Origin of the sequence: Aureimonas pseudogalii, from assembly GCF_014196835.1 — a bacterium.
GTDB classification, from domain to species: Bacteria; Pseudomonadota; Alphaproteobacteria; order Rhizobiales; family Rhizobiaceae; genus Aureimonas; species Aureimonas pseudogalii.
The window spans coordinates 20912-43269 of record NZ_JACIEK010000010.1 but is presented as its reverse complement, the minus strand read 5'-3'; the positions used below and the strand labels follow the sequence as shown (position 1 = coordinate 43269).

20 protein-coding genes and 1 pseudogene are annotated in these 22358 nt (G+C 67.9%); 13 read left to right on the top strand and 8 right to left on the bottom strand.

What is annotated here, in order from left to right:
- Positions 1 to 96: 96 nt before the first annotated feature.
- On the bottom strand, positions 97 to 834 hold the full coding sequence (locus tag GGR04_RS16350; RefSeq protein ID WP_183201000.1) for an RDD family protein: 738 nt from the start codon (positions 832 to 834) through the stop codon (positions 97 to 99).
- Positions 835 to 1527: 693 nt separating this feature from the next.
- Between GGR04_RS16350 and pqqA the strand changes: the two genes are divergently transcribed.
- The 5 genes from pqqA to pqqE are packed head-to-tail and all read left to right on the top strand — an operon-like array spanning position 1528 to position 4807.
- Positions 1528 to 1635: a pyrroloquinoline quinone precursor peptide PqqA gene (pqqA, locus tag GGR04_RS24590; protein ID WP_376769870.1), complete on the top strand. Its 108-nt coding sequence runs from the start codon at positions 1528 to 1530 to the stop codon at positions 1633 to 1635.
- Between the two features lie 7 nt (positions 1636 to 1642).
- Positions 1643 to 2644 (top strand): pyrroloquinoline quinone biosynthesis protein PqqB, encoded by a 1002-nt coding sequence (pqqB, locus tag GGR04_RS16345; RefSeq protein WP_312857474.1) that lies wholly within the window; start codon positions 1643 to 1645, stop codon positions 2642 to 2644.
- Positions 2641 to 3411 carry a pyrroloquinoline-quinone synthase PqqC gene (gene pqqC / locus GGR04_RS16340; RefSeq protein WP_183200999.1) on the top strand — a complete coding sequence of 257 codons (771 nt, stop codon included), beginning with the start codon at positions 2641 to 2643 and terminating at the stop codon, positions 3409 to 3411. The genes pqqB and pqqC overlap by 4 nt, the downstream gene beginning before the upstream one ends.
- A 29-nt stretch (positions 3412 to 3440) precedes the next feature.
- Entirely contained in the window at positions 3441 to 3704 is a 264-nt protein-coding gene (gene pqqD / locus GGR04_RS16335) for a pyrroloquinoline quinone biosynthesis peptide chaperone PqqD (protein WP_312857477.1), read from the top strand.
- Positions 3701 to 4807, top strand: coding sequence for a pyrroloquinoline quinone biosynthesis protein PqqE (pqqE, locus tag GGR04_RS16330; RefSeq protein WP_183200997.1), 1107 nt, complete (start codon positions 3701 to 3703; stop codon positions 4805 to 4807). Before pqqD ends, pqqE begins: the two co-directional genes overlap by 4 nt.
- A 137-nt stretch (positions 4808 to 4944) precedes the next feature.
- Here pqqE and GGR04_RS16325 read toward each other — a convergent pair whose 3' ends face one another.
- From GGR04_RS16325 to GGR04_RS16310, 4 genes are all read right to left on the bottom strand, one after another.
- Positions 4945 to 5694 carry an ATP-binding cassette domain-containing protein gene (locus GGR04_RS16325; protein WP_183200996.1) on the bottom strand — a complete coding sequence of 250 codons (750 nt, stop codon included), beginning with the start codon at positions 5692 to 5694 and terminating at the stop codon, positions 4945 to 4947.
- The gene (locus GGR04_RS16320; RefSeq protein WP_183200995.1) at positions 5687 to 6766 is read right to left on the bottom strand and encodes an ABC transporter permease subunit; all 1080 of its coding nucleotides are present in this window, start codon (positions 6764 to 6766) and stop codon (positions 5687 to 5689) included. Before GGR04_RS16320 ends, GGR04_RS16325 begins: the two co-directional genes overlap by 8 nt.
- Positions 6767 to 6872: 106 nt before the next feature.
- The gene (locus GGR04_RS16315; protein ID WP_183200994.1) at positions 6873 to 7871 is read right to left on the bottom strand and encodes an ABC transporter substrate-binding protein; all 999 of its coding nucleotides are present in this window, start codon (positions 7869 to 7871) and stop codon (positions 6873 to 6875) included.
- Positions 7872 to 8075: 204 nt separating this feature from the next.
- On the bottom strand, positions 8076 to 8972 hold the full coding sequence (locus GGR04_RS16310) for a sugar-binding transcriptional regulator (RefSeq protein WP_183201120.1): 897 nt from the start codon (positions 8970 to 8972) through the stop codon (positions 8076 to 8078).
- Between the two features lie 137 nt (positions 8973 to 9109).
- Here GGR04_RS16310 and GGR04_RS16305 point away from each other — a divergent pair, with 137 nt between their 5' ends.
- Positions 9110 to 10024 (top strand): tagatose-bisphosphate aldolase, encoded by a 915-nt coding sequence (locus tag GGR04_RS16305; RefSeq protein WP_183200993.1) that lies wholly within the window; start codon positions 9110 to 9112, stop codon positions 10022 to 10024.
- 6 nt (positions 10025 to 10030) lie between these two features.
- The gene (locus tag GGR04_RS16300) at positions 10031 to 11545 is read left to right on the top strand and encodes an ROK family protein (protein ID WP_183200992.1); all 1515 of its coding nucleotides are present in this window, start codon (positions 10031 to 10033) and stop codon (positions 11543 to 11545) included.
- A gap of 246 nt (positions 11546 to 11791) precedes the next feature.
- Here GGR04_RS16300 and GGR04_RS16295 read toward each other — a convergent pair whose 3' ends face one another.
- The 3 genes from GGR04_RS16295 to GGR04_RS16285 all read right to left on the bottom strand — a co-directional run bounded on the left by GGR04_RS16295 (position 11792) and on the right by GGR04_RS16285 (position 15587).
- The gene (locus GGR04_RS16295) at positions 11792 to 12856 is read right to left on the bottom strand and encodes a YdcF family protein (protein ID WP_183200991.1); all 1065 of its coding nucleotides are present in this window, start codon (positions 12854 to 12856) and stop codon (positions 11792 to 11794) included.
- Positions 12857 to 13425: 569 nt separating this feature from the next.
- Positions 13426 to 14658, bottom strand: coding sequence for a Gfo/Idh/MocA family protein (locus tag GGR04_RS16290; protein ID WP_183200990.1), 1233 nt, complete (start codon positions 14656 to 14658; stop codon positions 13426 to 13428).
- Between the two features lie 185 nt (positions 14659 to 14843).
- On the bottom strand, positions 14844 to 15587 hold the full coding sequence (locus GGR04_RS16285) for a TetR/AcrR family transcriptional regulator (RefSeq protein ID WP_183200989.1): 744 nt from the start codon (positions 15585 to 15587) through the stop codon (positions 14844 to 14846).
- Positions 15588 to 15715: 128 nt separating this feature from the next.
- Between GGR04_RS16285 and GGR04_RS16280 the strand changes: the two genes are divergently transcribed.
- The 6 genes and pseudogenes from GGR04_RS16280 (at position 15716) to GGR04_RS16255 (ending at position 22047) form a co-directional block, all read left to right on the top strand.
- On the top strand, positions 15716 to 16999 hold the full coding sequence (locus GGR04_RS16280; protein ID WP_183200988.1) for an ABC transporter substrate-binding protein: 1284 nt from the start codon (positions 15716 to 15718) through the stop codon (positions 16997 to 16999).
- 89 nt (positions 17000 to 17088) lie between these two features.
- Positions 17089 to 17955 (top strand): annotated as a pseudogene (locus GGR04_RS16275) (carbohydrate ABC transporter permease); the annotation flags it as partial.
- Complete coding sequence (locus GGR04_RS16270) at positions 17948 to 18838, top strand: carbohydrate ABC transporter permease (protein WP_183200986.1); 891 nt, start codon at positions 17948 to 17950, stop codon at positions 18836 to 18838. The pseudogene GGR04_RS16275 and the gene GGR04_RS16270, both read left to right, overlap by 8 nt.
- Positions 18839 to 18855: 17 nt before the next feature.
- A complete protein-coding gene (locus GGR04_RS16265) occupies positions 18856 to 19866 on the top strand; it encodes a Gfo/Idh/MocA family protein (RefSeq protein ID WP_183201119.1) in 1011 nt (336 codons plus the stop codon).
- Positions 19863 to 20936, top strand: coding sequence for a Gfo/Idh/MocA family protein (locus GGR04_RS16260; RefSeq protein ID WP_183200985.1), 1074 nt, complete (start codon positions 19863 to 19865; stop codon positions 20934 to 20936). Before GGR04_RS16265 ends, GGR04_RS16260 begins: the two co-directional genes overlap by 4 nt.
- Positions 20937 to 20967: 31 nt before the next feature.
- Positions 20968 to 22047: an ABC transporter ATP-binding protein gene (locus tag GGR04_RS16255; RefSeq protein WP_183200984.1), complete on the top strand. Its 1080-nt coding sequence runs from the start codon at positions 20968 to 20970 to the stop codon at positions 22045 to 22047.
- Positions 22048 to 22358 lie beyond the last annotated feature (311 nt).

Sequence of the window (22358 nt, the reverse complement as noted above, 5' to 3'; positions counted from 1 at the left end):
CGTCACCATGCGCAGATAGACGTGCGATGGATATCGGCCAGCAGCGGTTCATCGTGGCGCCGTCCAGCGCGGGACGCGTCGAGAGCAACCCGACCGTCAGCGCCGTTCCACGGAGGTGCCGACGGGGCGGTCGTAATAGGCGGGGCGGCGCGCGTTGATCGACACGACGTTCCAGAACAGGAGCGCGAAAATGGCGAGAATCGGAAGCAGCCCGACGCCGATGGAAAATCTGGACCCGTCGGATGACCAAACATCGGGGGCGCCGGGTATAAGGTCGAGATAGCCGATGCCGATCGGGATCGAATAGAGAAGGTATCTGCGCCAGAGACGCGAGAAGGAGGCCCTGCGACCGGTCGCGCCATCCACCACGGCGATGCCGCAGATGCGCCGCCCCGGGCTCCGCGCGAATGTATCGAGGACAAGGCGGAACAGGACCAGGAGCGCTTCCGTCGGAGTGCGGTTGACGTCGCCGCCTTCCGTCATCCTATCCGCATCGATCGCCAGCCTCACATTGCGATTGATCGTCACGTACCCGTCGACGGTGCTTTCGGTCAGCGTCAGGATCTGGGCGGCCGGCCAGCCGAAGATGGTCTGGCGGCAAAACCTGGCCTGGTTCGGGTTGAAACCCGGAAACGTCAGTCCGGAGGGAACGGGATCGACCTCCTGACACCCGCGGGGAACGAGATCCGGGATGAATTGCGAGCGCCCGTTCGTTGCAGCGAACAGAAGGACGGCGTAGCAGGCCAGGAGCAAGGCGCAGATCGCCCAGTCGATCAGGAATGCCGCCACCCGGCGCCGGAAGCCCGCGAGTTCGGTCGCGCTCGAAGGCTCCATCGTCAGACACACTCCACCATACCAGGAGACGGATCAACGCACGAGCAGAGCGGTGACGCAACGTCAGATTCGGACGGATCGCCAGATAGATTGCAGCAAGAATTGGAAAAGGTGAAGAAGATCGGCATGGGCACGTAACTCATCGTGTCCAGACCGACGAACCCTTGATAAGTCTCGGAACCGAATCATCGTTAAAAGGCAAGTGTCCCAACTCGTTCCGTTTTCAGCCAGAGAACACTTGGGAACGACCGTCCGATGCCACGTGCCCATCCCTCGCATGAGACATACGCATGGTTTGAAAGCCCGAACGGCGTTGTCATCTGCCTTCCCCTACGGAAGATCGAGGCCAGGACGGTTCGTTGCCGCTCGACGGCGACGGCGATGAACCCGAAAGCGACCATCGGTTTCGGGCGCGCTCGTCGGTTCGCGGGCACGGCGGGGAGCCGGCCCCCGCCTCTGTGGAAAGCCGTCTCGATCGACGACCGGCTCCAGCGCCGTCAGTTTGCGGCCGCGGACTCGTTCCGATCGGCAACGCATGCCGGGTTCGGGACGGACGCCGATCCGATCGCGTTCCCCTTCCACGCGGCACCTCTGCATCAACATGCTTTGATGCGCCTGCGGTTGGCGAACGAGCGCCCTCGACCCTAGTTCTCTCTCCAGGCCGGATATCCCGGCGTGAAATGGAGCAGTCCCATGACCAAGACCTGGAAGAAGCCGCAGATGTGCCAGGTGGCTGCCGGCTTCGAGATCACCCGCTATGCCGAAGCCGAGATCGCGGTCCGCAAGGACGCCGGCAAGTAAGGATCTCTTGAAGATCCTCACGACGGCTCGCCGCCCGCGCGGCGGGCCGTTTCGTTTGATGCAGGGTGAGTTCGGCATGCGCTTGAAGGTTCTGGGATCGGCCGCCGGTGGCGGCTTCCCGCAGTGGAACTGCAACTATCGTCTGAGCCGCGCGGTGCGCGCCGGCGCGGCGGGGCTGCGGCCCCGCCTGCAGTCGAGCCTCGCGGCCACCTCCGGCGAGGGCGGGGGCTGGGTTCTCTTCAACGCCTCCCCCGACATCCGTCAGCAGATCAACGAGACGCCGGAGCTTCGGCCCGCGCCCGACGCGCCTTTGCGCTCGACGCCGATCCGCGCCGTCGTGCTGACGAATGCCGACGTGGATCATCTGGCGGGCCTCCTGTCGCTGCGCGAGCGCCAAGCGTTCCATCTCTATGCCACGGCCCGCGTGCTCGCCGTGCTGGAGGCCAACCCGATCTTCCGCGTGCTCGACGCCGCCCATGTGCGCCGCCTGCCCGTCGCCCTCGGCCAGCCCTTCGCGATCGAGGGGCTGGACGGGGCGACGGGGCTCACCGCCGAGCTCTTCCCCGTGCCCGGCAAGGTCGCGCTGTTCCTAGAGACGGGCGAGGCCGATCGCGACTTCGAGGCCGATCCCGAAGACACCGTGGGCGTGCGCATCACGGACGCCGCCGGCCGGTCGGCCATCTATGCACCCGGCTGCGCGCGCGTCGATCCCGCCTTCCTCGACCGGATCGGGGGTGCCGACGCCCTTCTCTTCGACGGAACGGTCTTCACCGACGACGAGATGGAGCGGGCGGGCGTCGGCACCAAGTCGGGCCGGCGCATGGGGCACATGCCGATCGAGGGCGAGGGCAGCTCTTTGCAGGCGCTGGCGAGCGCCCGCGTCGCGCGGCGCGTCTTCGTCCACATCAACAACACCAACCCGATCCTCGACGAGACCTCGCCCGAGCGCCGCATCGTGGAAGCCGCCGGTTGGGACGTCGCGTTCGACGGCATGGAGATGGTCCTGTGAACTCCGACCTTGCCGGCCCCGATTTTCGCCTAAAGCGGGTGCTCGTCCCCGACGATCTCGAAGCGGTGCTTCGGCAGGTCGGCACGGAGCGCTACCACATTCGCCACCCCTTCCACCGCCTGATGGTGGAGGGCGCGCTGACGCGCGGGCAGATGCAGGCCTGGGCGCTCAACCGCTACTGCTACCAGGCGGTGATCCCGCGCAAGGACGCGATCATCCTGTCGCGCATCGAGGACCGGACCCTGCGCATCGCCTGGCGGGAGCGGATTCTCGACCATGACGGCGACGGCACGTCGCCGGGCGGCATCGAGCGCTGGATGCGGCTCGCGACCGGCCTCGGGCTCGACGCCGAGGCCGTCGCCTCGCAGCGCCTCGCGCTCCCCGCGACGCGCTTCAGCGTCAACGCCTATCTGACGCTGGTGGAGAAGCGCACGCTTCTCGAAGCCATCGCCTCCTCGCTGACCGAGATGTTCTCGCCCGAGGTGATCGGCGAGCGCGTGTCGGCGATCCTCCAGCGCTACCCCTACGTGAACGAGGACACGCTCGGCTACTTCACGCCGCGCCTGACGCAGGCGCCGCGCGACGTCGACGTGGCGCTCGCCTATGTGCGCGAGCACGCCCGCACGCTCGAAGCGCAGCAGCTCGTGGTGGATGCGCTGATCACCAAGTGCGAAATCCTCTGGACCATGCTCGACGCGCTGCATTTCAGCTATGTCGAGCCGGCGCTCGCGCCGCCGGGCGCCTTCGCCCCGGGAGCGGACGCGTGAGCGCGGTGCGGACTCGGCCCTTGGCGCAGGTGAGCTCGCGTCCCCGGCTGCCGCGCCATGTCCGCCTGCATTTCGACGCGCGCCGCGAGGCCTTCGCCATCCTGTCGCCCGAGAAGGTCCTGTGGCCCGACGAGATCAGCCTGGCGATCCTGCGCCGCTGCGACGGTCGCACCGAGGCGGGAGAGATCGCGGGCGCGCTGGCGCTGGAATACGGGGCCGACCTGCAGGAGGTGCAGACCGACGTCCTCGCCTTCCTTCAGGACTGGAGCGACCGCATGGTGGTGCGCCTATGAGCGCGAGCGATCCCGGGCTGCCGATCGGCATCCTGGCCGAGCTGACGCATCGCTGCACGCTGCAATGCGCCTACTGCTCCAACCCGCTCGAGCTTCTGAAGGCGGATCGGGAGCTCGGCACCGACGCCTGGGTGTCGATCTTCGAGCAGGCCGCCGATCTCGGCATCCTGCAGGTGCACATCTCCGGCGGCGAGCCGACCCTGCGGCGCGACCTTCCCGAACTCGTGGAAACGCTCGCCCGGCGCGGCGTCTACAGCAACCTCATCACGGCCGGCGTCGGCGTCGACGCGCGGATGGTCGAGCGCCTGGCGCGGGCCGGTCTCGATCACGTCCAGATCTCGTTCCAGGGCGCGAGGCCGGAGACGACGGAGCGGATCGGGCGGCTGCGCGGCGCGCACGAGAAGAAGCTCGCGGCCGCCCGCGCCGTGCGCGAAGCCGACCTGCCGCTCACCGTCAACGCGCCGATCCACCGGCGCAACATCGACGAGGTCGAACTCTTCATCGAACTGGCGCTGGACCTCGGCGCCGAACGGCTCGAGATCGCCAACGTCCAGTACTACGGCTGGGCGCTCCTCAACCGCGCCGCGCTGATGCCGCCGCGCGAAGCGATGGAACGGCAGATCGCGGTGGTGGAAGCGGCGCGCACCGCGCTTCGCGGCGTGCTGGCGATCGATTTCGTGGCGCCCGACTATTACGCGCTCTACCCCAAGGCCTGCATGGGCGGCTGGGCGCGGGACGCCTTCATGATCACGCCCGACGGCACCGCAATGCCCTGCCACGGCGCCGCGGCGATCCCCCATCTCGCCTTCGAGAACGCCGCGAAGGTGCCGCTCGCCGCGATCTGGACCCGCTCGCCCGCCTTCGAGGCCTATCGCGGAACCGACTGGATGAAGGATCCCTGCCGAAGCTGCGAGCGGCGCGAGATCGACTTCGGCGGCTGTCGCTGTCAGGCGATGGCGCTGGCCGGCGACGCCGCGGCGACCGATCCCGCCTGCTCGCTCTCGCCGCTTCACGGCCGCATCCTCGCCCTCGCGCAGGAGGAGGCGGCCGGCGACATCGACGACGTCCGCCACCGTCGCATCGGCGCGGCCGAGCCGGCCTGAAGCTCGGCCGGCAGGCTCAGAGGCGGGCAAGCTCCGGCTGGCAAGCTCAGGGCAGCCGGCCGCGTCCGTCCGACGCGCCGAAACGCGCCGGCGAGCCCGACATCCTTTCCAAGAGTGCCCGGGCCGCCGGCCGGTCGTCAGCCGCTGACCATCAGCTTCACCACCTCGTCATGCGTCGTCTCGGCGATGCGGCGCTCGCCCGCCATAACGCCGCGGCGCATCACCACGATGCGATCGGACACGGCGAAAATGTCCTGCAGGTTGTGGGAGATGAAGATGATGCCGCGTCCCTGCGCCTTCAACTGGTGGATCAGCGAGATCACCTTGCGCTGCTCGGGCACGCCGAGCGCGGCGGTGGGCTCGTCCATGATGAGGAGCCGGGCGTTCCAGTAGACCGCGCGGCCGATCGCCACCGCCTGCCGCTGCCCGCCCGAGAAGTTCGAGACGGGGGCGTCCATGCGCGAGACGTGGAAGTCGAGAAGCGCCATCGTGTCTCGCGCCGCCTCGGCCATCTTGCGCCGGTCGAGCACCGGCAGGAAGCCGAACTTGCGCCGCATCGGCTCGCGCCCGAGGAAGATGTTGGCGCCGATCGTCAGATTGTCGGCGAGCGCGAGGTCCTGATAGATCGTCTCGATGCCGCTGGCGCGTGCCTCCTGGGGCGTGGCGAAGCTCACCGGTCGTCCCTCCAGGCGGATCTCGCCGGCGGTCGGGCGGAAGACGCCGGAGATCGACTTGATGAAGGTCGTCTTACCGGCGCCGTTGTCGCCGGCGAGCGCCACGACCTCGCCCGGTCGGATGCTCAGCGAGAAGTCGTTGAGCGCGCGAATGGCGCCGAAATGCTTGGAGAGGTTGGAGACTTCGAGGATCGGGGTGGCGGTCTCACTCATCGACGCGTCCTCCGGTGAAGCGGCGTTGGGCCTGGTCGATCAGGACCGAGATGATGATGACGACGCCGACGCTGATGAACTGCCAGAAGGGCTCGACGTTCACGAAGACGAGGCCGTACTGGATCACCGCGATGACGAAGGCGCCCGCGACGGTTCCGAGGATCGTGCCGGAGCCGCCGAACAGGCTCGCCCCGCCGATGACCACGGCCGCGACGCTGTCGAGGAGCAGCGGCTCGCCGGCTTGCGCCGCGCCGGCGTTGAAGCGCGCCGAGTAGAGGACGCCCGCGAGGCCCGCGCAGCAGGCCGTCAACACGTAGAGGCGCAGGAGGTGCCACTTGATGTCGATGCCCGAACGTCGGGCGGCCTGAACGTTGGCGCCGATCGCGTAATTGTGCTGGCCGAAGCGCGTCTGGCTGAGGAGGTAGTGCATCGCCAGCACGAAGACCGCGGTGATCACGACGATGAGGGGAACACCGAGGATACGCCCGTTGCCGATCGTGGCGAAGAAGCCGTTGGCGACGGGAACGGTGGTGCCGCCCGCCAAGAGGAAGGCGACGCCGCGCGCCACGCCGAACATGCCGAGCGTACCGATGAAGGGCGGCACACGCAGGCGCGACACCAGGAGGCCGTTGATCAGACCGGGGATCGCGGCCACCAGCACCGCGACCAGCGCCCCGAAAAGCACCGCGAGCGGAAGGCCCATGCCCGGCGTCGCCCAGTTGATCGCATGCGCCGCCACCACGGCGGCGAGGCCCATGATGAAGCCCATCGACAGGTCGATGCCGCCGGAGATGATGACGAAGGTCTGGCCGGTGGCCAGCAGCAGCGGCGCCACCGCGAAGATCGCGATCGACTGGATGTTGAACGGGTTGAGGATGAAGGTGCCGCCGAACTCGGAACGGGCCCAGATCTCGAAGCCGAGGATCAGCGCGGCGAGGAAGAGCCAGGCCCTGAGATCCGCGATCCGGTGAAGGATCGTCTTGCTGCGGTCGGCATGGTCGGCCTGCGGCCTGACATGGGAGGTCTCTCCCGGCGGCCCTCCGGCCGCGGTTGGGGTCGCGCTGCTTGTCATGGGGTCACCCGCATGGCCGAGCCGGGGCCTCGCCCGGTCTCGCACCGATGGAACCGAAGAAACGAACGAGGGCGGCTTCCGGCGCCTGCCGAAAGCCGGAGAGGGCCTATTCCGAGTAGACGTACTTCACGACGTTCGGATCGGTGATGTTGGTCTTGTCGATCACCGTGAAGCCGGTGCCGATCGAGACCGGGACGGACTGGCCGGTCAGGTGGGCATAGGCGGACATGACGCCGTAATAGCCGATCTCGGCGGGATGCTGGGCGATCGCGGCATCGACGAGGCCGGACTTGATGTTGTCGACGATGGAGCCCGGCGCGTCGAAGGCGACGACCTTGACGTTGCCGGACTGTCCGGCCTGGCTGACGCCGTTGCCGGCACCCAGTGCCGAGAAGAGATTGGCCCCGAACACGCCCTTCAGGTCGGAATTGCGGGCATAGACCGCCTGCAGCTGGCTCGCGGCCCGGTTCGCGTCGTTCTCGTTGTACTGCGTCTCGAGCACGGTGATGGCGGGGAAGTTCTCCGCGAGTTCCGCCTTGAAGCCGGCCTCGCGCTGGTCGGTGGTGGAGATGCCCGGCTTGACGTTGGAGACGTAGACCTTACCGCCGCCCTCGCCGATGGCCGTCGCCAGCGCGCGGGCCGCCATGCGCCCACCCAGAACGTTGTCGGAGGCGATGTAGCTGACGGGGAAGTCGGCGTTGCCCGCACCCGTCTGGTACTTGCCTTCGCCGATGAACGTATCGACGGTAATGACGGCGATGCCTGCCTCCGACGCCCGGCGCAGGGGCTCGACGAGCTGGGTCGTGTCGGTGGGGGCGATCAGGATCGCATCCGGCTTGCGGGCGATGGTGGCGTCGAGAACGGGAACCTGCAGGACCGGATTGAACTCCGGCGCGCCTTGGAAGACGAGCGTCACGCCGAGCGCGTCGGCCGCGGCCTGGGCGCCCTTGCGCATGGTGATGTAGAAGGCGTCGGTGGTCAGGCCCGGAATCAGGGCGACCGTATAGGTCTTCTTGTCCTGCGCGTGGCCGGGTACGGCGGACAGGCCGATGGCCCCGCCGAGAGCCAAGGCGGCCACGGTCTTCAAGATGCTGCGGCGCTGCATGTCGATCTCCTCCCGAGACGAGCCGGTTTCGGTGCGCGCTCCCACACGTTTTCCACCGATCGTGAGATCCCCGCGGGATCTCCTGGCCCAACGGCGATCATGCTCGTCCGGCATCCCTCTCTTCGTCAAGAGAAATATCTCTGAAATTTATTGCAACAGGCGCCGTTGCTGCTGAATTGCTTCCATGGAGGGCTGTACGGCGCCTCAAGCCATGTCGAGGACGGCGTTGGCGGTGCGCGTGTCCGTTGCCAACGCCGAGATGAGGCCGGCTCGTGCGGCCCCGCGAATCGCGCCGGCCTTGGCCTCGCCCGTCGCCACGCCGATCACGAGCGGCGCGCGCCGAAGCTGGTCGCGCGACATCGCGATCATGCGACGCTCGCCCTCCCATTCGACGGGCTGTCCCTCGCCGTCGAAATAGTGGCGGATGACGTCGCCGGCCGCCTCGCCGAGCGCACGCTCGTCCGGCGTCGAGGCGCCGGCATAGGGCGAGTTCGGCAGGCGGGGCAGCCCGATGCCGACCAGCGCGACGTCTACCCTCTCCCATAGGGCGACCCCGTCCCGGATGGCGGGATCGGCGAGGAAGGCCTCGCGCGACGCGGCGGAGGGCAGGTAGGGCGCGTGCACGAAATGCGGAACGCCGGCGGTGCTCGCGGCCGCCGCCCGCACGAACTCGTTGACCTGGAAATGCGGGGCGTGCTGCTGCATGCCGCCGGTCGCCGGCACCGCGAGAATGCCGGCGAGTTCGGGAAGCCCGGCCTCGACCACGGCCCGGATGGCCCGCCCCCAGCCAATCGCCAGGACGCCGCCGGGCTTGAGCCCGGCTCCCCGCAGGAGATCTCCCACCGGCGCCGCCAGCGACTCGGGCGCACCGGCCGAGGGCGTCTCCACCACGGCGGCGGCCTTGAGGCCGAGCCTCTCGCAGAGCGCCTGCACGAGTTCGTCGGAGGTCAGGAGATCCCGAACCTCGATGCGCACGATCCCTTCCGCACGCGCCCGTTGCAGAAGGCGCGAGATCGTCGCCGTCGAGAGCGAGAGCCGCCGGGCGATGTCCACCTGGCTCATGTCGGCCTCGTAGTGAAGCTTGGCGACGGTGTGCAGCAGCGTACGGGGCGGGGTGGGACCGATAGCCAGGTTGCAATTCCTTGCAGAGAGATGTTACAAGTTGGCGCAGGGCCATTCCGTTCCGGGCTATGACACCGGCAGGGAGACGGGTCGACCCAAGCGAGGAGGAGCATACTATGGCGCAGATGACCACGGCGGAACGGCGAGGATATCATCAGATCTGCGGGCGCGACGGCGCGATGATGGTGATCGCCTGCGACCAGCGCGGCGGCATGCGGACGCTTCTGGCGAGCGATCCCGCCGAGCAGGCGGCGATCGGCAACGAGGTTCTCGGCGACACCAAAGCCGACATCACGCGCTATCTGGCGAGCGAGGCCGGATGCGTGCTGGTGGATCCGATCTGCGCCGTTCCCCATCTCGTCGATCAGGGGGTTCTGGCGCGCGACACCGCGCTGCTCATCGGGCTCGACGCCTCGGGCTGGGACACCTCGCCCGAGGGCTATCGCCTGTCCAAGATGGTGGAGGGCATCGACGCCCGGCGCGTGCGCGAGCTCGGTGGCACCGGCGGCAAGATCATGGTGTATCTGCGCTCCGACACGCCCGAGGCCAACACCCAAAATCTCGCGATCCTACGCGACGCCATCGCGGATTTCGCCCGCGAGGATCTCCTGCTCGTGGTCGAGTTCTTGACCTACGCGCTGGAGGGCGAGGATGCCGAGGCCTACAAGGCGAAGATCCCCGAACTCATCCAGGGCGGGTCTCGCCTCTGCCTGGAACTCGGATCCAAGGTCCTGAAGATCCCCTATCCGGGTTCGGATGCGTCCTGCGCCGAGGTCACGCGTCTTTCGGGCGACGTGCCCTGGGCGGTGCTGTCGGCGGGTGTCGACCATGCGACCTTCCTCGGGCAGGTCGAAAGCGCGATGCGCAACGGCGCGTCCGGCGTCATCGCGGGGCGTTCGCTCTGGAAGGACTGCATCTCGCTCGACCGCGCGACGACGCGCAGCCGGCTGACGAGCGTGGCGGTGCCGCGCCTGCGCGAGATCCAGGCGGTGATCGCCCGCTACCGGGCACCCGCGGCCAAGGTCGCCTGAGGCCCCATGCCGGCGAGCGCGATCGGCATCGACATCGGCGGCACCCATATGAGGGCCGCCCGCGTCACTCTGGACGGCGTCATCGAGGCGCGGGCTCGGGCGCCGAGCGGGCGCGACCCGCAGCTCGTGCTTCGCCGGATCGAGGAGCTGATCGCCGAGATCGACGACGCCTCGGTGGTCCGCATCGGCATCGGCGTGCCCGGACGGGTGGATTTCGAGGCCGGCCGGGTTCTGTCCGGTGGCTACGTGGATCTCTCCGGGATCGACCTCGCCGATCGACTGACAGGCCGGTTCGGCCGCCCGGTGGTGATCGACAACGACTGCAGCATGGCGCTCGTGGCCGAGGCGGCGGTGGGCGCGGCGCGCGGCGCGCGTCACGTCGTGATGCTGACCATCGGCACCGGCATCGGCGGCGCCATCCTCGATTCGGGCCGAATTGCGCGCGGACGCGGCGCGGCAGGGCAGCTCGGGCACGTCATCGTCGATCCGGCGGGTCGGGCGTGTCTCTGCGGGCGGCACGGCTGCATCGAGACGGTGAGTTCGGGTACCGCGCTCGGCGTTCACATCCGCGAGGCCGGCCTCCCGGCGACGGTCACCGCGAACGAGCTTCTGACGCGGCGCGCCGAAGGCGATGACGCGGCACGGCGCGTGCTGGAGGCCTGGGCAGCGCCCCTGCGGCTCGCGATCGACAGCCTCGTCGCCGTCCACGATCCCGAGTTGGTGGTTCTGGGCGGGGGGCTCGGCGAAGCGGCCTCTGCCGCGCTGGCGGGGATCGAAGCGCCGGCCTCGTGGTATGCGAGCCCGGTGGTGCCGGCTCGTCTCGGCGACGATGCCGGCGTGATCGGGGCCGCGCTCGCGACCCCGCCGGCTGCGCGCGGACCCAAGCGCGTCGTCCTCGTCAACGGCGTTCCCGCCAGCGGCAAGAGCACGGTCGCGGCAGGTCTCAGCGAAGCCACCGGCTGGCCGCGCATTGCCCTCGACACCGTGAAGACGCCGTTCCTCGAAGAGATCGAAGGCGTCGACCGCCCGTTCAACCGCGTGCTCGGCCGCGCCAGCCTCAAGGCGATGTTCGCGGTCGTCGCCGAGGCGCCCGCTGGAACGACCTTCGTGCTGGACGCCTGGTTCGGGTTCCAGCCCCGCCCGCTCGTCCTGGCGCTTCTGGCGGCGTCCGGCGCTGCCGAGGTCGCGGAGGTCTGGTGCACGGCGCCGTCCGCGACGATCGGCGAGCGCTACCTGCGGCGGGTCGGCACGCGCGCCCCCGGCCACCCCGGAGCGGACTACGTGCCCGAACTCGTCGCGCTCGCCGAACGAGCGGAACCCGTCGGGCTTTGCACGCCGGTCGCGATCGACACGCAGCTGCCCCTCGACGTCGACGCGTTATGCGAACGTCTCACGCGCGGCTGGGTGCCGATGCCGACGCCGGACATGACAGCCGTCGAAGACACGCAGAAGGTCGAACGGTCACCAGTCGATGTCGAAACTGCAAGGGTGCGCGGGATGGCAGGGAACGCATCCGCGTGATGGTGCAACCAGGCGGGTGTCGGAACGAAGTTCTTCGACGCGCCTGCGACGGACATCGACGCGCTCTTCCCTTCCCTTCAAAGGCGACAAACGCCCGGACGGACGGCCGATGAAGCGCCCCCCGATCGAACCTGCCGGACCATTCACCTCGGAGCGGAACGAACCCTTCTGGAACCTCGATATCGTCTGGAAGCCCCGAATGGCGTTGCCGGCCGTCTTCCGAGATTGGAGGCGCGGTTCCCTCGGCTACTGCTGAAGGCCCGGATAGGCCCAGAGACCCGAGACGCGCATGAGGTCGCGGTAGACCACCAGGCGCTCGTCCGTCGAGGCCTTCGCAGCCTCCTCCATGCTGGGCGCGTCGAGGGCGACGACCGGCAGGACGGCGGCGGAGATCCCCGTCTGAGAGAGCGCCTCTTCCAGCACCGCCCGCGCCCGGCGCATGTGGCTCGAACTGGTGACGAGGATCACGGTGTCGGCCGTGTGGCGTCGCAGGAGGTTGGCGACGTTCAGCATGTTGCCGACCGTGTCCTTGGACTTGTCCTCGATCAGGATGCGGTCGCGATCGATCCCGCGATCGACGAGCCACTTCATCATGACGTCGCCCTCGGTCACGCCCGCCTGGGGTTGCCCGCCGGTCACCATCACGCGCGCCGCCGGGTTGGCCCGGGCCGCTTCCAGCGCCACATCCAGCCGATCGAGAAGCGGCTTCTCGGCGGTGCCGTCCTTGGCCAGCGCATAGCCGAGCACGACGATCGAGGTCTTGCCGGCGACCTCGGTGACCTCCGCGTTCGGCTTGTCGGCGATGATCTGCTCGACGCGCGCGAACAGGCGGCGATAGGTCTCCGCTCGTTCCCCGTCCATCCCGGCGAGGGACTGGTGCGACAGGGAGGCGAGCGCCCCGTCGTTCCCGATCCGCGCCAAGGCCTCGAGCCAGGCCTGGGCTTCGAAGGAGTTGGGATCCTTGGCGAGGATCGCGCGATAGGTGGCGGCGGCCTCGGCGGTCTTCTTCTGCAGGATCTGCGAGGAGGCGACGGCGAACAGGAAATCCAGCCGCTCGGGCGCCAGCCTAGCCGCCTCGGCGAAGGACTGCTCGACGACGTCGTAGCGGCCATGAAGCGTGATGCCCTTGAAGATCTCGGCCTCGGCCTTCTTCACGTCGCCGCCGGTCCAGTAGTAGCGCATGCCGGTGTCGACCAGCGTCTGGATCCGCCCGGCATCCGCCGGGTCGAACGCCGCCGCGCTGGAGGCCAGCCCAATTGCCAGGACGATGGCGCTCAGGGCGCCGATGGGGGCGAGCCGCTTGGCGATCATGGCATCTCTCTCCGGTCGATCGATCAGTCTCCCTGTCGTTCAGATCAAAGGACGGCCGGGGTGTCCACCGCCGTGATGCCACGTCGCATGTCGCCGTGGGCTGTCGCGACCGATCGGGCGATGGTCAGATCGGGAAGATTTCGGCACGCGTAGCCAAATTCGCTCACGGGAGTTCGGCCTGCAGATGAGCGTTCACGCCGCCAAGACCCAAACCTTCCAAACGCATCGAGGCGGCCCCGGCGAGCGAAGAGGTGGTGATCGCGAAGCCGCCGCAGCGCCTCGTCCGGCGGAAGGGCGTGGGCATCCGGTCTGTCAGTTTTCGTGGATTGGGAACGAAGACTGCGAGGACGCCGGGTTACGCGAAGCCGCGCCCTTCGTTGCATGACGAGAACGGAGCCGACTGGATTGCGTCTTGCCTCACCCCAATGAGGCATTTCAGTCAGATCACTTGAGTGAGCAACCGAACGCCGACCGGGAAGGCAAGCAAACTGCGAATGAACGGTTGGCCCTTTCTCGCTTGGAAGCACGCGCTCGATCCGACGGCTCCCCCCCCCCGGATCAAGCGGACTTCAGAGCAGCGTCGGCAGCGTGGCTGAGCCCCCGGTGCGCGAGCTTTCCAGCGCTGCCAGTCCGCAGAGGACCGACATGGCGCCGGCGCGCGAGCCCGCACGCTGACGCAACCGGTCGTTCGAGCCGGGCTTGAAGATCATGTCGCGCATGCGGTTGTCGCCGCCATAGTGCCCTCCCGCCTCGTGCGGCACCCAGATCCGCTCGACGCCGCCGCCGAAGCTCTTCATCAGGACGATCTCGTCGGCCGGCGGCTCGGTCCAGGGTTGCTTCTCGTACTGGCGAAGCTCGATGCGCCCGCGATGGCCGTTGAAGGCGATGTGGTGCCCCTCGATCGGCATGTAGGTGTTCAGCGAGTAGGAAACTTGCACGCCGCTGCGGTAGCGGATCGCCGCCGTCATCGTGTCGGGAATGTCGATGTCCTCGCGGTAGACGCAGGCATCGCGGTGGTAGCCGTCGAGGGCGGACGGATCCTCGTAGAGCGCGTCGAGAAACGGGTCCGCGGCCAGATCCAGGTAGTAGTCGCACTCGCCCTTGTGCGGGCACGTCTTGCAGCGCACGCCGCGGAACGGCCCGTTTCGGCCGTAGTGGACGAGTTGGCCGAAGCCCTTCACCTCCACCGGATCGGAATCGAGATACCAGTTCAGAAGGTCGAAGTGATGGGTCGCCTTGTGGACGAAGAGCGAGCCGGAATGCGCGCCGTAGGCGTGCCAGCGCCGGAAGTAGTCGGCGCCATGCCGGTTGTCGAGATACCAGTGGAAGTCGACGGACGTGACGTCGCCGATCGCGCCCTCCTCGATCAGTTCCTTGATGCGTGCGGCGGTCGGCGAGAACCGGTAGTTGAAGGACACGTCGACACGCCGCCCGGTGCGCGCCTCGGCCTCGCGGATGCGCTCGATCTTGCCGGGCGTCGTCGTCATCGGCTTCTCCGAGATGACGTCGGCGCCTGATTCCAATGCGCGGATGATGATGTCGTCATGCGTGTCGTCGGGCGTGCAGACGATCACCAGCGCCGGCTTCAACTCCTCCAGCATCAGCGCGAAATCCTCGTAGAGCGGCGCGGACGAGCCGATCATCGACCGGGCGCGTTCGGCCCGCATGAGGTTGAGGTCGCAGATGCCCACGAGTTCGACGAACTCGCTCCACCCGGCCAGGAGTTCGCGGCCCCACATCGTGGTGCCGCGATTGCCGGTGCCGACGAGCGCGTAGCGCACCCGCTTCAGTTCCTGTGCCATGTTGAGTCCGTCTCCCATGGGGCCTTCGGTGGCCCTCGTTCGCGAATTGGATCGTCGCGTGTTCCCGCTGCGCCGACCGAAAGGTCGCCCTCTGCGATGGGCCTCGCCCGCAGCGCCCGATCTTGTAACCATCTGGTTATTTGTGACGATGCGATGCCATTTCTGTCAACCGCAATTTGGCGTTCCTAGACCCGAACGGACGCGACCACGGTCGCGGCGATATGGTCGCCCCAACGTTCGAGCGCCGCGGGATCGAGGAGATCGCGCTGGAAGATCGTCGAGTTCGTGTAGCGGTTGGCGAGGTAGAAAAACCCGAGCGAGGCGATGGTCATGTAGACCGAGACGGGATCGAGATCCCGGCGGAAGATCCCGGCCTCCGCGCCTCGCCTCAGGACGTCCTCCAGCTCGCTGCGGAATTTGGAATGGATCTCGAGGATGCCGTTCGCCCGCTTCAGGTAGCGGGCGCGATTGAGGTTCTCCGTCGTCACGAGACTGAGGAATTCCGGGTGATCCAGATAGTAGTGCCAGGTGAAGAGAGCGAGTTCGCGCAGGCCCTCCACGGGCTCGCGGCGGGTCAGATCCAATCGGCGCTCGGCGAAGCGGATATGGCGATAGTTCTCCTCGATCACCGCCAGGTAGAGCGCGTCCTTGTCGCCGAAATAGTGGTAGATCATCCGCTTGTTGGTTCCCGCGCGCCGGGCGACGACGTCGATGCGGGCACCGGCCAGACCCTTGTCCGCGAACTCCCGGCGGGCCGCCTCGAAGATCGCGGCCTTCGTGCGCTCGGGATTGCGCGTCGGCCGCGGCGCGGCCGCCGTGCCGGCCGGGACGCTCGCAGAAGGAGCGTCGCCGCGAACGCCCTCGACGCCGACCGCCACGTCGCTCGTTGCCACCCCGGCAACGGCCGCTGGCGATTTCGTGTCGTCCATTTCAGGCACTCCGGCTTGACAAGGCCCTCATCGAAGGACACGCTTGTAACCAAATGGTTATAAGTCGGCAACAAGCCGGATGCCAAGTATGCCTGACAAACAGGCGACGGATCTCGGGAGGACGAACGATGTCGTTGACGCGGCGTAGCGTATTGCAGGGTGGCGTCGCCGCCTTCGCACTGGCCAGCCTCGGGGGCCGCGTGGCCTTTGCAGAGGATGCGCGACTGCGCTTCCTCTGGTGGGGCTCGCAGGAGCGGGCCGACCGCACGAACGCGGCGATCCAGGCCTTCCAGTCGGCCCGGCCCGGCACCAGCATCGTCGGAGAGTTCGCCGGCTGGTCGGACTATTGGCCGCGTCTCGCCACACAGGTCGCCGGCCGCAACGCGCCCGACCTCATCCAGATGGATTACCGCTACATCTTCGAATACGCGCGGCGCGGCGCCTTGATGCCGCTCGACGACGAGATCGGCAAGGCGCTGCAGATCGCCGATTTCGGCGCAGCCAACATCGATTCCGGGCGGGTCGACGGCAAGCTCTACGGGATCAATCTCGGCGTCAACGCCTCGTCGATCGTCTACGACGCGGCGACCTGGGAAAAGACCGGCGTCGCGCCGCCGAAGGCGGGCCAGACCTGGGAAGAGCTCGCCGCGGCCGGCGCCGCCTTCGCCAAGAACAAACCCAAGCCCGGCATCTTCGCGCTCGCCGATGCCGGCGGCGTCGAGCCCTCGTTCGAACTATGGCTGCGCCAGAACGGCAAGTCGCTCTACGCCCCCGACGGGGGCCTCGGCTACGAGCCGAGCGATGCGGCGGCCTGGTTCACGCTGTGGAAGGACATGCGCGAGGCCAGGGCCTGCGTGCCCGCCGACGTGCAGGCGCTCGACCAGCAGAACATCGAGTCGAACGCCATCACCACCGGCAAGGCCGCCACCGCCTTCATGCATTCCAACCAGTTCGTGGGCTACCAGAAGCTCAACAAGGCCAAGCTGGCGCTGGCGCCCTATCCCATCCTCAAGCCCGGCGCGCCCTCGGGCCACTATCTTAAGCCCTCGCAGCTCGTCAGCCTCTCGGCGACGACCGCCTCGCGCGAGGCCGCCGTCGCCTTCGCCAACTTCCTGGTGGCCGATCCGGCCGGCGTGAAGGCGCTCGGCACCGAGCGCGGCGTTCCCGCCTCGGCCGCGATGCGCGATCTGCTGACGCCCGACCTCAACGAGGTCGACCGCATCATGGTGGACTACATCGCTCTCATCACGCCGGACGTCGGCCTTCTGCCGCCCTCCCCGCCGCCCGGCGCCGGTGAGCTCGCCTTCGTGCTCAAGCGCCTGAACGAGGAGATCGGCTTCGAGCGCACCAGCCCGGCCGATGCCGGCGAGGCCCTCGTGCGCGAGGCGAACGCCATCCTCAAGCGAGGCTGAGCGCGATGTCGGTCCGCTCTTCCCCGGTGGAGCTGGCGACGGCGCGCCCGCCGGCGGCGTCCTCGGCCGCTCGCCTCTCGTTCAACCGCAACGGCGCGGCCTATCTCTTCCTGTTGCCCTGGCTCGTCGGCTTCTTCGGGCTGACGCTCGGGCCGGCGCTCGCCTCGCTCTATCTGTCCTTCACCGACTACGACCTGATCCGCTCTCCCAACTGGGTGGGCGCGGCCAACTACGTGCGCATCGCCACCGCCGATCCGAAATTCGGCGCGGCGATGCAGGTGACGTTCCTCTACGTGCTGCTGTCGGTGCCGTTGAAGCTGATCTTCGCGCTGCTCGTGGCGCTCGCCTTCAACCGCGGCCTCAAGGGGCTGCCGGTCTACCGTGCCATCTTCTACCTGCCCTCGCTGCTCGGCTCGTCCGTGGCCATCGCCGTTCTCTGGCGCCAGCTCTTCGCCTCGGACGGTCTGGTGAACATGGCGCTCTGGCAACTCTTCGGCATCGAGGGGCCGAGCTGGATCTCCAACCCCGACTATTCGCTCTACACGCTGGTGATCCTGTCGATCTGGCAGTTCGGCTCGCCGATGATCATCTTCCTCGCCGGCCTGCGCCAAGTGCCGGCCGACATGTACGAGGCCGCCGAGATCGACGGCGCCTCGAAGATGCGGCAGTTCTTCAAGATCACCCTGCCGTTGCTCACCCCCGTGATCTTCTTCAACGCGGTGATCCAGACGATCGACGCCTTCAAGGCGTTCACGCCGGCCTTCGTCATCTCGGAGGGCACCGGCGGCCCGATCAACTCGACGCTGTTCTATACGCTCTACCTCTACCAGGAAGCGTTCGGGTTCCTGCGCATGGGCTACGCCTCGGCGCTCGCCTGGATCCTGGTGGTCATCATCGCCGCCTTCACCGCCTTCTCGTTCCTCTCGGCGCGCTACTGGGTGCACTACGATGACTGACGCGGCCGCCCTTCTCGCGGCGCCCGCCGCGCATCCCGATGCGCGCGCCAAGCGCTCGCGTCGGCGATCGATCGTCATCCATCTCGTGCTGACGGCCGCGTCGATCCTGATGCTCTACCCCATCCTCTGGATGCTGTCGGGATCGGTACGGCCCGACGACGAGATCTTCGGCACGTCGTCGCTGATCCCCTCCTCCGTCAGCTTCGCCTCCTACTGGCGCGGCTGGAACGGGCTGCAGGTGAGCTTCGGCCAGTTCTTCTGGAACTCGCTGACGATCTCCGTGCTGGCGACGATCGGCAACGTCGTCGGCTGCTCGCTCGCCGCCTTCGCATTCGCGCGGCTGCGCTTCGGCGGGCGCAACTTCTGGTTCGCCCTGATGCTGGGCACCCTGATGCTGCCCTACCACGTCGTGCTGATCCCGCAGTACATCATGTTCCTCGAACTCGGCTGGGTGAACACGCCGCTGCCGCTGATCGTGCCGAAATACCTCGCCACCGACGCGTTCTTCATCTTCCTCATGGTGCAGTTCTTCCGGGGCATCCCGCGCGAACTCGACGAAGCCGCGATCATGGACGGCTGCTCGCCCTGGCGGATCTACTGGCGGGTCATGCTGCCGCTCTCGATGCCGGTGCTGGCGACCGCGGCGATCTTCTCGTTCATCTGGACCTGGGACGACTTCTTCGGGCCGCTGATCTACCTCAACGACATCGACACCTACACGGTGCAGCTCGGCCTGCGCTCCTTCGTGGACTCCACCGGCGCCTCGGACTGGAGCGCGCTGTTCGCCATGTCGAACCTCTCGCTCGTTCCCGTCTTCCTGTTCTTCCTCTTCTTCCAGCGCCTCCTCATCGAAGGCATCGCCACCACCGGCATGAAGCGCTGAAGCCAAGTATGAGCCCTATGAAACCGATCCGCTTCGCCGTTCTCGGCCTGAACCACGACCACGTCTTCGGGCAGGTGAACTGCCTTCTGGAGGCGGGCGCCGAATGCGTCGGCTACCATGGAACGGGCGAGGATCTCTCGGCCGACTTCGCCGAGCGCCATCCGGGCGTTCCGCGCCTCGACGATGCGCGGCGGGCCCTCGAGGACGAGACCGTCGACCTCGTCGTCACCGCCGCGGTTCCGGCCGACCGGGCCGCGATCGCGCTCGCCGCCATGCGCCACGGCAAGGACGTGATGACCGACAAGCCGGGCATGACGACGATGGCGCAGCTGGCCGAGCTTCGCGCCGTGCAGGCCGAGACCGGCCGCATCCTGTCGATCCTCTATTCCGAGCATTTCGAGAACCGGGCCACCGTGAAGGCGGGCGAACTCGTCACTGCGGGCGCCATCGGCAAGGTCGTCTCCACCGCCGGCTTCGGGCCGCACCGGATCCGCAAGGCCGAGCGCCCCGCCTGGTTCTTCGAGCGGGAGCGCTATGGTGGCATCCTCGTCGACATCGGCTCGCACCAGTGCGAGCAGTTCCTGTTCTTCACCGGAGCGAGCGAGGCCGAGGTTCTCTCGGCGCGCGTCGCCAACCGGGCGAACCCCGACCGGCCGGGGCTTCAGGACACGGGCGAGCTGCATCTCGCCACGCGCGAGGCCACCGGCTTCGTTCGCGTCGACTGGTTCACCCCGGCGGGCCTGCCGGTCTGGGGGGACGGGCGCCTGTTCATCACCGGCACCGAGGGCATGATCGAACTGCGCAAGTATGTCGACCTGGCGGGGCGGCCGGGCGGTGACCACCTGTTCCTGACGGATGCGAGCGGCGTCACCCATATCGACTGCTCGAACGTCGACCTTCCCTACGGGCGGCAGCTCTGCGCCGACATCAGCGAGCGCACCGAGACGGCGATGCCGCAGGCCCGCTGCTTCGCGGCGATGGAGATCGCGCTGCGGGCGCAGGCGATGGCCGAAGGAGCGCGCACATGACGAAGCGCTTCAACGTTGCCGTGATCGGCTGCGGCATCGGCCGCTCGCATATCAAGGAGGGCTACCGGACCCATCCCGACCTGTTCGAGGTTCGTGCCCTGTGCGATCTCGATCCCGCGCGTCTCGCCGCCGTGGCCGACGAATTCGGCATCAAGCGCCGCACCGCCTCGTTCACCGAGGTGCTGGCGATGGACGACGTCGACATCGTCGACATCTGCACGCCGCCGGCGACCCACAAGGGCATGATCCTCGACGCCCTGGCGAGCGGCAGGCACGTGATCTGCGAGAAGCCGCTCGTCGGCTCGCTGAAGGAGATCGACGAGATCATCGACGCCGAGACCCGCGCCCGCGGCCGGCTGATGCCGATCTTCCAGTATCGCTACGGCGACGGCGCCATGCAGGCCAAGCGGATCATCGCGGCCGGCATCGCCGGAAAGGCCTATGTCGGCACCGCGGAAACCTTGTGGAAGCGCACCGCGGACTATTATGACAACCCCTGGCGCGGCCGCTGGAAGAGCGAGCTGGGCGGCGTCCTGATGACCCACGCCATCCACATGCACGACCTCGTCACCTTTCTCCTCGGCCCCGTGGACCGGGTGTTCGCGCGCACGGCGACGCGCGTCAACGCGATCGAGGTCGAGGACTGCGTCTCCCTGTCGCTCGCCATGGCGAGCGGCGCCTTCGTCTCCGCCACCGCGACGCTCGGCAGCCAGGACGAGATCAGCCGCCTGCGCCTCGCCTTCGAGAACGTGACCTTCGAAAGCGCGCACGAGGCCTATTCGCCCGGCGACGGCCCCTGGACGATCCTCCCCGCCAACGAGGCGGTGGCCGCCGAGATCGCCGCCTGCCTTGCCGACTGGACGCCGGTCGGGCGCCGCTTCGAGGGACAGATGGCCGCCTTCCACGCGGCGCTCGTCGCCGGCGCTCCGCCCCCCGTCACCACCGCCGACGCCCGCCGCTCGCTCGAACTCGTGACTGCCGTCTACCACTCGGCCGACACGAAGGCCGACGTACTGCTGCCGATCGGCGCGGGTCACGAGAAATACGCCAGCTGGCTGCCCGACGCCTGACGCCCTCCCCCTACTGCCGCAGGAGAGATCCATGGCGACCAGCATCCATCTCGACAAGATCACCAAGACCTATGGCCAGCTTCCCGTCATCCACGGGATCGACCTCCAGATCGATCCCGGCGAGTTCACCGTCTTCGTCGGCCCCTCGGGCTGCGGCAAGTCCACGCTGCTACGCATGATCGCCGGACTGGAGGAGATCTCCGGCGGCGAGCTGCGGATCGACGGCCAGCGCATGAACGAGGTGCCGGCCTCCAAGCGCGGCATCGCCATGGTGTTCCAGTCCTATGCGCTCTACCCGCACATGAGCGTCTACAAGAACCTCGCCTTCGGGCTGGAGACCGCCGGCACGCGCAAGGACGAGATCCGCCGACGCGTCGACGCCGCCGCCGACATCCTGCAGATCGGACCGTTGCTGCAGAGGAAGCCGAAGGCGCTGTCGGGCGGGCAGCGCCAGCGCGTCGCGATCGGCCGCGCCATCGTGCGCGAGCCCAAGATCTTCCTGTTCGACGAGCCCCTGTCCAATCTCGACGCCGAACTGCGCGTGCAGATGCGCGTCGAGATCGCGCGCCTTCACCAGCAGCTCGGCAACACGATGATCTACGTCACCCACGACCAGGTCGAGGCGATGACCATGGCCGACAAGATCGTGGTTCTGAAGGAAGGCCGCATCATGCAGGTCGGCCGCCCTCTCGATCTCTACAACCATCCCGCCAACCGCTTCGTCGCCGGCTTCCTCGGCTCGCCCAAGATGAACTTCCTCGCCGCGCGCCTGTCGCCCGACGATGGCTCGCGCCGGACGATCGACATCGCCGGCCGCCGGTTGACCCTGGAGCGCCCGGTCGAGGCACGCACCGACGAGGCCCTCACGTTCGGCGTGCGCCCCGAGCATCTCGTCGTCGGCGGCGGCAAGGCGAGCCTCGGCGACGCCTCGATCCAGCTCGTCGAGCATCTCGGCGGCTCGACCGTGGTCTATACGAACACCGCCGACGGCCAGGGCTCGACCGTCCTTCTCGATGGTCAACGCCCGATCCGCAGCGGCGAGACCATCCCCCTCGGCTTCGATCCCGCCCAGACCCACCTTTTCGGCGACGACGGACGGAAGGTCTGGTAGGGCACGTCCGACCTGCGCTTCGACCGGCTTCGTCGAAGGTAACGACTGGCTTGCAAGCGGGAACGGCGTCAATTGCCTGTGATCGCTGCGGTCTGCTTCGTCTCCTCCAAATCGTCGGCGGGGCATCGTTGACCTGTTTGACGTTTTCAAGCGCCGAACATTTGAGGCGCCTCCCAGCCGTGAGAACGGCCGGTCTGCCGGTCGCGGTCGAGTAACCGCGGCCGTCGGGAACGGCATGATGCGTCGCTGATCCAGCGCCGGGTCCGGGTGACAGGAGCGATCGACGGACGAGCGCCTCCTACGCTTTGCGT

Bases quoted from the DNA above. Each gene is read 5' to 3' on its own strand.
- GGR04_RS16350 (WP_183201000.1), bottom strand. From the start codon at position 834: ATGGAGCCTTCGAGCGCGACCGAACTCGCGGGCTTCCGGCGCCGGGTG.
- pqqA (WP_376769870.1), top strand. From the start codon at position 1,528: ATGACCAAGACCTGGAAGAAGCCGCAGATGTGCCAGGTGGCTGCCGGC.
- pqqE (WP_183200997.1), top strand. From the start codon at position 3,701: ATGAGCGCGAGCGATCCCGGGCTGCCGATCGGCATCCTGGCCGAGCTG.
- GGR04_RS16325 (WP_183200996.1), bottom strand. From the start codon at position 5,694: ATGAGTGAGACCGCCACCCCGATCCTCGAAGTCTCCAACCTCTCCAAG.
- GGR04_RS16320 (WP_183200995.1), bottom strand. From the start codon at position 6,766: ATGACAAGCAGCGCGACCCCAACCGCGGCCGGAGGGCCGCCGGGAGAG.
- GGR04_RS16315 (WP_183200994.1), bottom strand. From the start codon at position 7,871: ATGCAGCGCCGCAGCATCTTGAAGACCGTGGCCGCCTTGGCTCTCGGC.
- GGR04_RS16305 (WP_183200993.1), top strand. From the start codon at position 9,110: ATGGCGCAGATGACCACGGCGGAACGGCGAGGATATCATCAGATCTGC.
- GGR04_RS16300 (WP_183200992.1), top strand. From the start codon at position 10,031: ATGCCGGCGAGCGCGATCGGCATCGACATCGGCGGCACCCATATGAGG.
- GGR04_RS16295 (WP_183200991.1), bottom strand. From the start codon at position 12,856: ATGATCGCCAAGCGGCTCGCCCCCATCGGCGCCCTGAGCGCCATCGTC.
- GGR04_RS16290 (WP_183200990.1), bottom strand. From the start codon at position 14,658: ATGGCACAGGAACTGAAGCGGGTGCGCTACGCGCTCGTCGGCACCGGC.
- GGR04_RS16285 (WP_183200989.1), bottom strand. From the start codon at position 15,587: ATGGACGACACGAAATCGCCAGCGGCCGTTGCCGGGGTGGCAACGAGC.
- GGR04_RS16280 (WP_183200988.1), top strand. From the start codon at position 15,716: ATGTCGTTGACGCGGCGTAGCGTATTGCAGGGTGGCGTCGCCGCCTTC.
- GGR04_RS16270 (WP_183200986.1), top strand. From the start codon at position 17,948: ATGACTGACGCGGCCGCCCTTCTCGCGGCGCCCGCCGCGCATCCCGAT.
- GGR04_RS16265 (WP_183201119.1), top strand. From the start codon at position 18,856: ATGAAACCGATCCGCTTCGCCGTTCTCGGCCTGAACCACGACCACGTC.
- GGR04_RS16260 (WP_183200985.1), top strand. From the start codon at position 19,863: ATGACGAAGCGCTTCAACGTTGCCGTGATCGGCTGCGGCATCGGCCGC.
- GGR04_RS16255 (WP_183200984.1), top strand. From the start codon at position 20,968: ATGGCGACCAGCATCCATCTCGACAAGATCACCAAGACCTATGGCCAG.